General features: G+C 46.2%; 8 protein-coding genes. All 8 read right to left on the bottom strand.

Annotated features, from left to right (window positions below; translation table 11 throughout):
* Nucleotides 1-24: 24 nt before the first annotated feature.
* Nucleotides 25-1,800 (bottom strand): sensor histidine kinase, encoded by a 1,776-nt coding sequence (locus tag ASL11_RS30725; RefSeq protein WP_056623413.1) that lies wholly within the window; start codon nucleotides 1,798-1,800, stop codon nucleotides 25-27.
* An 83-nt stretch (nucleotides 1,801-1,883) separates the two neighbouring features.
* The gene (locus ASL11_RS30720) at nucleotides 1,884-4,322 is read right to left on the bottom strand and encodes a family 78 glycoside hydrolase catalytic domain (protein WP_056623409.1); all 2,439 of its coding nucleotides are present in this window, start codon (nucleotides 4,320-4,322) and stop codon (nucleotides 1,884-1,886) included.
* Entirely contained in the window at nucleotides 4,319-5,338 is a 1,020-nt protein-coding gene (locus tag ASL11_RS30715) for an SGNH/GDSL hydrolase family protein (RefSeq protein ID WP_056623406.1), read from the bottom strand. The genes ASL11_RS30720 and ASL11_RS30715 overlap by 4 nt, the downstream gene beginning before the upstream one ends.
* An 87-nt stretch (nucleotides 5,339-5,425) precedes the next feature.
* On the bottom strand, nucleotides 5,426-6,952 hold the full coding sequence (locus ASL11_RS30710) for an extracellular solute-binding protein (RefSeq protein WP_063795741.1): 1,527 nt from the start codon (nucleotides 6,950-6,952) through the stop codon (nucleotides 5,426-5,428).
* Between the two features lie 88 nt (nucleotides 6,953-7,040).
* Nucleotides 7,041-7,901 carry a carbohydrate ABC transporter permease gene (locus ASL11_RS30705; protein ID WP_056623400.1) on the bottom strand — a complete coding sequence of 287 codons (861 nt, stop codon included), beginning with the start codon at nucleotides 7,899-7,901 and terminating at the stop codon, nucleotides 7,041-7,043.
* The gene (locus ASL11_RS30700) at nucleotides 7,895-8,755 is read right to left on the bottom strand and encodes an ABC transporter permease (protein ID WP_056623630.1); all 861 of its coding nucleotides are present in this window, start codon (nucleotides 8,753-8,755) and stop codon (nucleotides 7,895-7,897) included. The genes ASL11_RS30705 and ASL11_RS30700 overlap by 7 nt, the downstream gene beginning before the upstream one ends.
* Nucleotides 8,756-9,013: 258 nt before the next feature.
* Entirely contained in the window at nucleotides 9,014-11,338 is a 2,325-nt protein-coding gene (locus ASL11_RS30695; protein ID WP_056623398.1) for a golvesin C-terminal-like domain-containing protein, read from the bottom strand.
* Nucleotides 11,339-11,381: 43 nt separating this feature from the next.
* Entirely contained in the window at nucleotides 11,382-12,938 is a 1,557-nt protein-coding gene (locus ASL11_RS30690; RefSeq protein WP_063795735.1) for an MGH1-like glycoside hydrolase domain-containing protein, read from the bottom strand.
* Between the last annotated feature and the right edge of the window lie 23 nt (nucleotides 12,939-12,961).

Raw genomic sequence — 12,961 nt, 5'->3', positions numbered from 1 at the left:
GGACAACACTCCCTTTCTTATCGGTCATTCCTCATGTCCAGGCTGATAAGGATTCGATAGCAATAATGGTATTGAGATGCTTACATGGGTCCCTTCCTCTTGAGGAATCAACTGGAGACTGCCCTCTTGCTTGAAGAGGAGCGATAACCGCTCCCTCAGATTACTTAACCCGATTCCTTTACGTAAGCGAGGTAATTCGGTGTTTTGTTTTTGCATACCTACGCCGTTATCTTGTACATCAATAATTAGGAAGCGACCTTCACTGGCTACCGTCACCTTAATAATCCCTCCCTGTTTGCGGTATACAAGCCCATGTTGAATGGCATTCTCAACAAGTGGCTGTAAGCTTAGTTTGGGTACGAGCGCATAGTCTAGCCCAGGCTGGACATGAACTTGCACGTCGAAACGATGATCGTACCGAAACGATTGGATATAAACATAGGAGTGTAACAACTGCAGTTCGTCCTGTAGAAAAACCAGATCTCTATCTGTATTTAGACTGCTTTCCAGTAACTTGGCTAGCGCTTTACACATGTCTGCCGTTGTTTCGTCACCAGAATTACTAGCATTCCATTTAATCATATTGATCGTGTTAAGCAAGAAGTGCGGATTCATCTGGGTTAAAAGCATTTGAAACCGGATCGCTTCTTTCTGTCTCTCCTCTATTTTCAACTGGCCGATCAAGCTTGTAACATCGCCGACCATCCCATTAAAAGCACGGACGAAGGACAAGATCTCCCCACGATGAGGCTCTTCGGGCAGTTTGATATTCATTCTTTTCTCCGCAGCCTCCCTCATACGTATCTCCAGAAGCCGAAGTGGACGAGTCAAAGTTGATAGCGTCAGGAAAGAGATGCCTATGAAAAAAGCGGTAATCAGCAGGTACGTAATGAATACCTGACGCTTGAGGGCTCGAATATCTCCAAAGAAGAAATCAAGCGGGAACTGGCTGACTAAGTAACTGGAAATGGAGGGAATGTATGCAGCATTATAGACGTATCTTCCCTGCTTATCTATGATTGATTGATTTGGTGCCGCTTTGGCTTGATTAAGAATGCCAAACTTCAAGTGCGAGTCTATCGCGGTCCCTGCATTGGTTTGAGAAATCGTATTGCCTTGCTGATCTAGCATGTAGTAAAACTGTTTGATCTGAATACTGTTGGCTGAGTTCGACAACCATTGATCAATATCGATACTTGCATGCAAACGTAACCGTTCTCCACTGGAAGACTGCGAAAGCGAGTACAAGGAGAGAATGTTCTTCCATTTGGAATCGCTCAGCGATCCACTAATCACTCGCTCGAATTCCCACCTGAGCAGTTGGCCGCCTACGGGAAGCTTCGCCAACAATTCACGCGCCATTTGAACGTGCAGCGGACCTTCATTATTCTCTGCAAGCGGCAGAGATGTAAATGCCCTGCCTTGTTCGTCGACTAATGTATATTGAATATAGACGCTATTTGGTAAAAATGTGCTTTTCATGGCGTCTAGCTTTTCCTCGACGATCCGGGTTTGATCTGATCCTGGTGAAGCTTGGGCAATCAACTCCGGAATACTGCTGTTCCGCTCTATTTGCAAGACCGAATTCAGAGCAGTCAGACGCACCTCATCTAGCTGGGACTTCATTTGGCTAAGCTGAATGACGTTCTGCTCACTGATTTTATCCATAATAATCGTTTCAACTTGATTGTAGTTGTGAAGTTGCAGAATCGAGAACGGAATGAATATGACAAGAAGAAAGGTAAGAAAAATCCGATTTTGTAATTTGGCTGGCCATAGTCTTCGAATTCGTTGAAACATGTTGTCCCCTCTCGATCCCGCTTCTTATTCGACCTTTTTTGGATATCTTAGCATGTCACTTCAGGATCGTGAAGCAATACTTATCAGACTCCTCCTATTGAAAGAACATGTCTCCCTTTCCCGAGCAAGTCTCCTTCTATTTCACACAAGCATCCTTCAGGCACATCTACCTCGAGTTCCCACTCGGATGTGCTGATTTGGCGGAGATGCAGCTCCAACTCTCCATAGACAGTCGGCAATTTAGCATGAATATGCGAAACTGCGCCGTATGCTGGACTTAGCGAAATTCGTTTGAATCCGGGCTCAAGAGACTGTATGCCAAAAATACCTTCAAACACGAATGCTATTGGTGCGGTACCCCAGGCATGGCTGGCGCTGAAGAAGAAAACTGTCCCTTCATTATCATTATGGAATAGCGTCCACTTCTCCCATGTGGTAGTAGAGCCCGCATCCAACATCGCCCCATACCGGTTCATGATGAGCTCGAGTGCGCGTGTAACTGCACCCACCTTCTGAAGAGCCCTACAGATCACTAACATGAAATACGGACTCCCTGCTACAACCTGTCCCTTCTTATCTTCACCAAATACAGCCCGATAAACAATTTGCGCCCGTTCGTCACTCGCCTCGTGTAGATGCAACAGTGCGAGAGCATTCGTCTGCTCGCTCACCACTTCACTAAGTCGATCGCTCACTTTGCAGTCGACATAAGCACCCTTCTCTTCATCCCAGAGGTATTGTTGAAGTCCTGATTTGATTTGCTGCGCTTTTTCTGCGTAGTAGTGCAATGCCTCCGAGTCACCCTCTAGCTCCGCATAGGTGCATGCTGCTTGCAAGGCCTCCACATATTGGAGATTTAGGGAAGTGATAATTCCTCCGCGTTGATCATCAAGCAGAGGTCCATCCGGCCCTTCCGCCCAATCGATGAAAGCCCAGTAGGGAACATCTTCTAGCAATCCATCTTCATTCTCATAAGTTGAAAACCACCGGAGCGCCCCTACCAATTTCGGCCACCATTCCCGAATCAAAGCATCATCCCCGGTATAACGTCTATAATCGGCAAAGGCGCTGATCCAGGCGAGACAGAAAGAAGGAATTGGCGGATAATTATGGTGGCCGTCAGGATACCGTGCTTTGGTCATACCCTGCCAGTCCTGAGACTGACCAATCTGCTCCAGCAGTTTGCGATGAAGACGGGAATCGCCCGAAAAATAAGAATTGATGACGGCCTGCCATCTACCGTCTCCCATCCACTGCTGCTGCTCTCGGCTGGAAGAGTCCAAGAAGCCGTCTTGCATACAGAGCCGCAAGGTCCTCGCGCTAATTTCCCAAATCCCATTCAGCCTCTCGTTGCTGCTATGTAGAAATGCCGTTTGTTCAAGCGGATATTTGCGTGTCCGCACGCCGACCCTGTGAAACACAACTGGCCCCTCGGTACTCCGCACCCGGAATTGCACATAGCGAAAAGCCCGCCAAGCAAAGGCGATTTCCAACTGGTTTCTTCCTTCAGCCAGAATGAACCGATCAATCTGTCGACTATATGCCAGGTTGATTAAGGCTTTTCCCTCCCACAACTCTTCGGCATAAACAACGTCGATGACGGCCCCTTGGCAGCCCGTTACGTCAAGCTGCAAATATCCAACTTCCATGACTGGGAACTCGAACGTTATGATGGAGGCGAGTCCGTCTACATTTCGCTCAACCGAGTAATCACTTATCTTGTCATCGAGTCTTCCCCCCGTAATTTGGATGAAACGCTCTTCTGCAAAAATTTGATGATGGATCCTTTCAACAGGATCGGAAAACTGCTGTACAAAGCCAGTATTAACAATGGCTTGAGCATCAACAATCCCTTCCTCCAAGTGGGGAATGTCGCGCATCGCCCAATTCCAGAACGGAGATAAGACGGAGTTACGTCCTTTCACTGGCTTCCAAGCACTATCATCGAAAGGCAGTCCCGTCCAACCAATGAGTGCAAGACGTGCGTCATAGATCTCGATTGGTCCCTGGCAGCCATTAATCCGTGGCGCATTGCGGTTATAGGCTGATGCAGGATGACAGGTCCAAGTGGTGTCGCTGGAGATAACAATTGGGCTTTCCACCCCAACTTGAATCTCTGCTTCTGCAATCAACGCTGGGATCCGATTAACAGACTGTCCTGTTCCATAGCCGTAATGAATCGCTAGAATAGCGATTACATTGGCACCGGACTTCAGATGGCTGGTGACTTCCCATTCATCATAATACTGCATGCGCGGATCGCTGCGGCATGGCCCACGACCGATAGGATGTCCGTTTATGTACAAGACGTACCGAGAATCTGCAAAGATTTTAAGCGCCGCTTTATGGGGTATTTCTGGCAAATTAAACACTTTGCGAAAATGACAAAACGCATTCTTCGGTTGCTCATAATGCGTTTCCACTTCATCCGGGTCCCAGATCAATTGGGTCTGGCTTTTCCAATTTGTTGTTTTGTCTACTTTTCGGCTTCGAACAAAGCGTTCTGAGATACTTTGTGTCATCTTGCATTCCCTCCCGAGCTCATTATTCCCTCGAGTACTGGATATATGGTTTCAGCCATCCGCATGAATCCGAGATCATTGGGATGACATCCCTCAATCGTGCAAGATTCACGATTACTTGTTCCAAAGAAGCCTTCACCATCTATAAAATAAACGGAGTTGTCACCTTCAGCTCTGGCATTGTCATATGTTCTTTGTATAATCCCTCTTCTTCGTGCAGCCTCTTCCGGTTTGGCATCAAAGTCAGGTTTTGTAAGGAAGAGTACAGGAAGCTTGGGATGTGCTTTTCTGATTTCCTTGAAAAACGGCTCATGTGTGTTTTCTAGGTGTTCGGCTGTCGGCGCATTATGATCATAATCCATGATAAACACACTCATTTCCAATCCAGCAATATAAGAAGCTAATACAGGTTCCCCTTTTGCAGCACCTGAAAAACCAAGATTTATATAATCGGCATTGAGCCATCTGGACAGCAGTGCTGTGTAAGCATTGGCCGGCCGGGATGCGCAGCCTCCTTCCGTAATGGAAGATCCGTAGAATACCATAGGAAGTTCGAAGGCATACGGAGTTGGAGGTTCAAGCCTGGCATCATCTTCAAGTTCAATTTGGATATCTTCCAGTTGGGCATTTCTAGGTAAATGGATCGTGACATCTTCCAAGTCATTATTTTTCTCAAAAGTAAGATGGGCTGCATTCTCTTCGTAACTCTTAGGCACAATGAGACCTACATATCGAATCTTCTGCTTCGAACCTATATAAACATCTGAACCCGCGGAACCCGCTAATGGTATCGCCCAGTCGACCCTATTGTTGCTCAACTTGGTGTGTATGGTAATTTTCGTTGAATCTGTACGAAATCGAATGCGTCCACCTACAGGGGACGTTGCCCTCTGTGCTACACCCTCCGACACTCTTCCCAGTATCTCTTCAGGTAGACGCCAAAAATGATGTGGTAATAAACAATGTTGCAAGCCATAGACTTTTATTGGTTCCTCTGTGCAAGGATATAACTTCATGGTCATTTCATCTCCCGCATTTTGCTATTCGCCCGTCACCTGGTTGAAAAATCCCCCACCACTTCTTACGCGATGGGGGAACTCCATTTATTTGGTTAGCCCGAGAGCCGCAGCCTGCTTAGTAACCGCGTCGGTATAAAGCTTATAATTGAATGTCCCCTCTAGCGTAGCAAGGAATTTACTATAATCCGTAATTGGCGTTTTGCCATAAATAAATTTCGTTATTTCTTCTTGAACAAAGGTGTCAACATCCGCTTTATTGTAGCCGCTCGGCAGATCAATCATCTTATCCGCAACGGGTAAACGTGGCAAATTCGCTTCAATTTCAATGTAGGACGCTTGCGCAGGGAACTTTGTTTTTAAATAGGAGAGTTCCGGTCGTCCTGTGAATTGATAAGCAAACGTGTACCCGTTTTCCTTCTTGCCTTGATCCGTTATCGTGATTTTATCGCCATCAGCTTTGTAGTGAACATCTTTAACTCCGTAATCAACCAAGCGATTGCCGTCTGTCGTCGAAACATAATTGAGCAATTCAATAATTTTATTCAGCTTTTCCGGTTGTTTCTCGAGCGACTTCGGAAGAGCGATTAAGTTGCCGGAAGCCCCAAGTTCCTTCATACTAGTAAATTGTAGTCCCGTCGGTCCTTTTAGCGCCGTGAGTTGAACCCATTCTGCGTTGGGATTTGCTTGCTTCCAGATCTTTACTTGTTCATCTCTAATTATGCCGCTCCAGCCATCAAAAACAATGCCAATTTTCCCTTGAAACGCTTTGTCTTTGGACGTATTCCCTTTGTTGACTAGAAACTCTGGATCGACGACGCCGGCATCAACAAACCTCTTCACTGCAGTTAAAGCTTCCTTCATATTCGGATCATATAGCGAGTTAGTAATTTTTCCATTTAGTAAAATGCTTGGCGACGTCAAGCTATTACTGACACCGTAAGCTCCAAATACAGGAGCAAACGTATCAATACCGGTACCCGTCATTCCAAACGTATCCTTTTTACCGTTGCCATCAGGGTCGTTTTCAGTAAACGCCTTCGCTACATTGAACAATTCGTCTATCGTTGTAGGCGCATTCAATTTTAATGTATTGAGCCAGTCCTTACGGATCCAATAGGTAAAGATGGTTATTCCACTTGCCTTAGGCAGCGCAACCTGCTTCCCGCCAATGTTCCCCTTCGACAATTGATCTTCCCCTACAAATTTCTTATAATCAGTCAATTTGCTTAGATAAGGAGTCATGTCAAGCAATACACCGCTTTGGGCGAATTTCTGCACCTGATCTTTGGAAATCAACATGAGATCCGCAGGATTGCCACCTGCCATTCGTGTGCTTAGTTTGGCTGTAAAATCATTTGCTTCCATCGTCATCGTCAAATCCATATTCAGCTTTTTATTCAGCTCATTTTTCACAAAATCGTCCTTGGGAAAGCCAGGTCCATCTGCAGATACGACCCCTCCCTCTTGCATGGTTTCAATCTTCACAGGATCGGCAGACGGTTTGCTCGATGCTGCCCCCGTTGGTGCAGGTTCTGCTGAGGGATTGTTACTCGCACATGCAGCAAGCAGACTGGTGGCAAGTAGAACAGCGGTTACTAATTTTTTTCTCATATTTACCCCTTCTTTCATAATCATTTTATAGGTGAACGCCTTCCTCATGCCACTCTTTGGCACGAGAAAAATGCGATGCACTACGATTTCATCCCTTAATGGCTCCGATTAAAACACCTTTGGTAAAGTATTTCTGGATAAACGGGTAAACCACTAAAATGGGTAGACTTGCTGTGATGACAGAAGCCATCTGCAATGTCGGCGTCGGTACAACATTTTCCGTTGTGTTGTCCAAAGAATTACTCAGGAGCAGTAGTTTGCGCACAACAATTTGCAATGGATTTAAATTGGGGTCTGTAATATAGAGTACTGCCGAGAAAAAACTGTTCCAGTTTGCCACTACATAGAACAACCCTATTGTCATCAGTGAGGGTACGGATAATGGAACAACGAGACGGAACAATATGGTCACATCGCCAGCTCCATCTATCCGCGCAGATTCAAACAATTCCTCAGGCAGTCCTTCAAAAAACGTTTTCATAATCAAAAGATTGTAGGTTGCTACTGCGCTTGGAATAATTAATGCCCATATGGTATTTAACATACCTAGGGATTTAACCAGCAAATACGTCGGTATCAAGCCTCCACTGAACAGCATCGTAAATACGATCATAAGAAGAATGAAGGTGCGGCCCTTCAGTGATTTCCTGCTAAGCGGATACGCGCCAAGCATTGTGAGCAGCAGGTTGATTGCTGTCCCTACCGTAGCAGTAAATATAGACACCATCATCGCATGCGGCAACTCTTTGGTTTGAAAAAGATAGGTATAGGCTTCAAACGTTACCGATTTAGGGATGATGAGAAATCCCCCGTTTTTGATCACTTCGCCGTAAGGCGTGAGTGACATGGATATTACAAATAAAAGTGGGAAGAAACTTATAATACCGACCAAACAAAGAATGATATTAATAACTGCTCCCGTTACTCGTTCTCCGCGATTTATTACCATATGCCGCCCCCCCATCTTTTTGCAAGCTGATTGGCGGATAGAACAAGTGCCATGCCAATGACTGATTTAAACAAGCCCACGGCAGCAGCAACACTAAAGTTCAACTGCTCAAGTCCCGTGCGATAAACCCACGTATCGATGATATCGCCTACAGCGTAAACTCGGATATTATAAAATATAAATATCTGATCAAACCCTGCATCCAGTATATATCCCAATTTTAATATCAAAAGCAGCATGATGACATTGGAGATACCAGGCAGTGTAATACTCCAAATCCGCCTGAGACGCCCCGCCCCATCCATCATGGCGGCTTCATACAGCGAAGGATCTATGCCTGCAATTGCAGCGATATAAATGATCGCTCCCCAGCCAAGATCCTTCCAGATATCCGTCCCTACTAGAATCGAGCGGAACCATTCCGATGCATTCAGAAAAGGAATGACCTCGTACCCTAAGTCGCCGATCCAACGATTAACCAGTCCATTGGTCTCCGAAAGAAATGCAATAGCGATCCCGTATACGATAACCCATGACAAAAAATGCGGCATATAACTTAAGGTTTGAATCCAACGTTTCAAAAATACGCTCCGGCTCTCATTCAGCAGAATCGCTAGAAGAATCGATGGTACAGTTCCGAAGATCAATTTGTAGCAGCTGATCAATAACGTATTACTGAACAACCGTGAGAAATAAGGTGAACTAAAAAAATTATCGAAGTATTTATACCAGGGATGTGCCCAATCGGAACCCCCGATTCCGGACAAAATATTGTAGTCCTTAAATGCGATGATTGCACCGTACATCGGTATATACTTGAATATGATGTACCAAGCTACAAGCGGTAAGAGCATGATGTATAACACTCTATTCTTCCACAATCCTGCCAATTGGCATTACCTCCATCAACTCTTTGTTGTAACTTCATTATCACATGCAGCCGCCGATCAAATAAGGAATAGATTTATTCATCATCAGTAACAAATTTACTTACTTCTCATTGAACAGTGCCCATCTTCTTACTTAGATAAATCAGCACAACACAAACAGAGAGAACAGCCTGCGCCGCTCTCTCTGTAGGATTAATGCTTTCTTATGAAACTACTTTTACATTAATTCGGTGAGATGAGAATGTTGTCATATACGGCAGTCTGATCATACGTCCGGAGCCCTACGTATCCGCTGGACAAACCGGAATCCGTTGCACTAATTTTTTGCACGCCGTTCAGATAGCCCTTGATGGAAGTCCCCTTCAGCTCCAAACGAAGCAAGTTCCAACTGCCCGGGTTAGCCAAGAAATCGGCTTCGCCAATCTGGGTAAAAACCCCACTAACCTTCTTATAAAGCTGTAACTTGTTTAAATCGTAGTTAATCCGATATAAGTAATAGCTGGTTAAATCCGAGCTGGCACGGGCCAAGATTCCAGAAGAGGAGTTAGCCCCAGGCTTATCGTACGCTTTAATGGCAGCCGTCATAGCATGATCCGTATAGACAACTCCGCCTTTGGTCTCCGCTACACCAGTACCGGTCTGCTTCAATACTTTGCTGACATCATCGATGACCGACCAACTGCCGCTCGATGCGGTCCAATTACTTGCACTGTTGTTCTGAAAGCCATCCCCAAAGGTTTGAGGCTCAAACATAACCGCATCGGCCCGATAGTTGTTTGTGCCGTTGCCAGTCCCAGTCAATCTGACGTATTCGGAACCACCTCCGGCAAAATAGACCGTTTCGAGCAGACGCCAGCCGTTCGCAATGTTGGTCTGGTCGATCAATTCAATCGTATCGGTGACACCGTTATGGAAGATGGTATACTGGGCATTCGTCGCCGAGTAGAGGTGGTATGGGTAGCGCACATAAACATTGTAATATCCCGGTGCCGTAATGTTCGGCGTCCAGGTTGCCGTGCTTCCAGCGGTACTGCTGTAACGGGAACTGCCACCATAGCTGCCGGCTAAAGAGCTGGCTCCCCAGGTTCCAGTTTCGGTATATCCTGTGCCGCCGTTATCGAGGATGATAGCGCTTGACGACTTTACCGGACCGGCTACGTTGGAATAAGGCGAATAGGAGCCAGTAGTGTTCTTAGCTCTAATTCTGTAATAATAGGCAGTGCCCGCCGCCGCTGACGTATCGTCGAACAACGGAACCGCAAACGTATGCTGGCGGGGAGTCGTTACATCGTCCTTCACACCACTTCCGACTGTGGTCCATGTACCAGTTGGACTGGTGGCGCGCTCCACATCATACGATGCCGCGTCCGTGACCCCACGCCAGGAAAGTGTATGCACAGAATCGGAAGGGAACAGGACAGGAGCTGTGGCGACTGGCCAAGCAGGTACGGACAAGCCCTTGTACCCATACGAGTAGCTGCGCATGTAGTTGATGATGTCCGATTCACCTGCCCAGTCCCCGGAGGTAAAGCCGGGGTACCGGAGGTAGCTCCATGTGCCGGCTGAAGGGAAGTACCAGCCCCCCATCTTGTGATGAAACATCGTGGCCCAAAACATAGCGCCAGTCGTACCATTGGTCTGGGTCGTAGAGAGAATCTGATTCACATCCGAGGCTGAGTAATTTCCGAATTCACCGATAATGAGGGCTTTTTTACCCGCCGTAGTATTCCTCCACTCCGTGAGCTTAGTAAGCGTTTCACTTGGTGCCAAGTAGAGGTGCGGATCAATAATGTCGATGTTACTATCGTTCAGCGCGTTTGCTTTTATTCCTTGTGCAAGAACATAGCCACCATCAGCCAGCAGGTGGTTAGCATCCACGCTTTTGACATATGCCGCCATTTCGGTCACCCAGCTGTCGGTGGAATACAACTCATTACCGAGTTGCCAAGCGAGAATCGCCTTGTCATTCTTGTACTGGACACCAGTCAGCGTGTTGGTCCGATTCAGCACATAGCTGATGAAGTTCTTGAAGTCTTGCTTAACGGTCGCATCACTATAGAAGCTGCTAGAGCTTTTACCTCGAAAAGCAGCCCAATCAGCAACGCCTCCAATGTAATTATAGCTGTCCACGAAGGGCACGATCAGCCGGACATTATATTGATTTGCCAATTGAATTATCTTGTCGAAAATCTTAAAAGCACTTTCGTTGTAGACGCCTGGTGCGGTGACATGTCGGGGTGTACCCTCCGGATCACTAGCCATCTTTACCTCGAACGGATAGAGCCGAAGGACGTCAATCCCCGATTCACCCGCCGAACGGATCGCGTCCATAACTTCGTCTGAATCCGTCCAAGACCTCATCAACAAGGGGACGTTCGTACCGACAAACCGGAACGTAGAAGCCCCGTCTATCAAGGTGTCACCGCTTCGAGTAATGTAGTTCGTAAAGCTAGCTTCCGCCGTAGAGGGATTCACTACGCCTAAGCCGATAGACCCGATCAACATCGCGGTTAAAGGAATCGTAATGAGCTTGAACCATTTGTCCATAAGATAAACCTCCTTATAAAATTGTCAGCATGTTCCTTTGTACTTATCTCGCAAATGGATAGTCAAAAGCCACTCGTTTCTTCTTTATCACCCCCTTGTTCTCTATAACATACGCTTCATTGGGCTTGATCGTAAAAGTAAATCTACGATCTTCTATTTCTAAACGGACGGTTGTGGGTTTCGTTTCAATACCGATGATTTCTTTGACCTGACCCTGCAGATCTGTGACTATTCTTACCCCATTGGAAGCGCGAAACACTTGCTTCTCATTGATGTAACCGCTGAAAAAACCATGTTTACTCTTCAGTGTAAAACGGTCTTCTGCCCATTGCTGGGTATAACTTCTTTCAAATTCCCCGTCCTGAAGGCCGCCCCAAAACAGGTCATCCATAGAGATACTTACGCCGTATAGTCGCGAATGGTATTCCAATGCCGAGAGAATGGCCGGGCCGTACCCGTCTTTTGCCTTGCTTGGTTCCGCTGTAAAGGGATCAAATTGCTGTGGAAAGAAGAGATGCTTTTCCAGCACGCTCAAATAGATTTTGCCTAACAAAGTAATTTCCGCATAATGCCCATAATTCTCCAGTGCCTGAATCGCTCTTTGATAGGTAAGGCTTTGTGGCTGACCGCTCCAATCATTACTGGCAATATTCCTGAAAAGAGGATCATTTACCGCAATGGAGGGAAGTGGCATCGTTGTCCAGAACTCTTCCGGATTCAACATGTGATAGGCAATAAACGCATCGGCCATCTCCTGGCTAAAACCGCCAAAATACATGACCCTCAAGTTATTATGCGTGAGAACATCCATAAATTCGTTCTTACTATCTCTGTCATAACAAGCATGCCTATCAGCTCGCCATAGATAGGATTTTATTTTTTGACGAACCTCGTCCGCTTTCTCCTGCCAATAGCTCTCTTGACCGTTACCCAACTCTTTGGAAATGATCGCAATAACATCTCTCCCGCTACAGGAATAGCCCATGACATCCATGGACTCGTAAGGTACTTGACCTATACCGGATGGAGGCGTTTCTCCTCCCCAACTATCCGGAGCGCCAGGCAAGCGCGTACTATGATCCTCGCCAGTATCCCAAACGCACCAAGTTTCTAGACAACCATCCCCATCAGAATCCCGGTATTTCCAGAGATAGTCGTCAAATCCCTTCAGAACATCATATAAACGTTGGAGATAATTCTTATCCTTCTTCATCCAGTAGTACATTTTTAACGCGGGGACTGGAAAGCAGTATCCCTGAAACCAATCGAAATCCGATTGTAATTCCCCTTCAACGACAGAAATCATCCCCGGTATCCGGCCATCTGCCCTTTGATTTTCCATAAAAATCAGCTGATTATTAAGGGCCACCTCCATATTGCGTTTGGCATACATTTCACCTCCCATCGGCTGTGTTTCCAACCACACATTAGGATAGTAAGAACCCTCTACGAGTACTTTTTTATCCAGAAAAGCTTGAATATTCTTCTTTCCCATCTCTTCGCATCGGTCAAACAATCTTTGTAGCGTACCATTGTCTGTGGTGTAAATAACTTGCGTTTCAGGCAACGTTGTCGAATCGATTTCCAAACTTTTGCTCATATAAATCCCCTCGCTCATTCCTT

This window comes from Paenibacillus sp. Soil750, from assembly GCF_001428045.1.
In the GTDB taxonomy this organism is placed as follows: domain Bacteria; phylum Bacillota; class Bacilli; order Paenibacillales; family NBRC-103111; genus Paenibacillus_E; species Paenibacillus_E allorhizoplanae.
Note: the sequence above shows the minus strand (reverse complement) of the source record. Positions and strands in the feature narration are given on the sequence as shown.

Bases quoted from the DNA above. Each gene is read 5' to 3' on its own strand.
- ASL11_RS30690 (WP_063795735.1), bottom strand. From the start codon at position 12,938: ATGAGCAAAAGTTTGGAAATCGATTCGACAACGTTGCCTGAAACGCAA.
- ASL11_RS30725 (WP_056623413.1), bottom strand. From the start codon at position 1,800: ATGTTTCAACGAATTCGAAGACTATGGCCAGCCAAATTACAAAATCGG.
- ASL11_RS30720 (WP_056623409.1), bottom strand. From the start codon at position 4,322: ATGACACAAAGTATCTCAGAACGCTTTGTTCGAAGCCGAAAAGTAGAC.
- ASL11_RS30710 (WP_063795741.1), bottom strand. From the start codon at position 6,952: ATGAGAAAAAAATTAGTAACCGCTGTTCTACTTGCCACCAGTCTGCTT.
- ASL11_RS30700 (WP_056623630.1), bottom strand. From the start codon at position 8,755: ATGCTCTTACCGCTTGTAGCTTGGTACATCATATTCAAGTATATACCG.
- ASL11_RS30695 (WP_056623398.1), bottom strand. From the start codon at position 11,338: ATGGACAAATGGTTCAAGCTCATTACGATTCCTTTAACCGCGATGTTG.
- ASL11_RS30715 (WP_056623406.1), bottom strand. From the start codon at position 5,338: ATGAAGTTATATCCTTGCACAGAGGAACCAATAAAAGTCTATGGCTTG.
- ASL11_RS30705 (WP_056623400.1), bottom strand. From the start codon at position 7,901: ATGGTAATAAATCGCGGAGAACGAGTAACGGGAGCAGTTATTAATATC.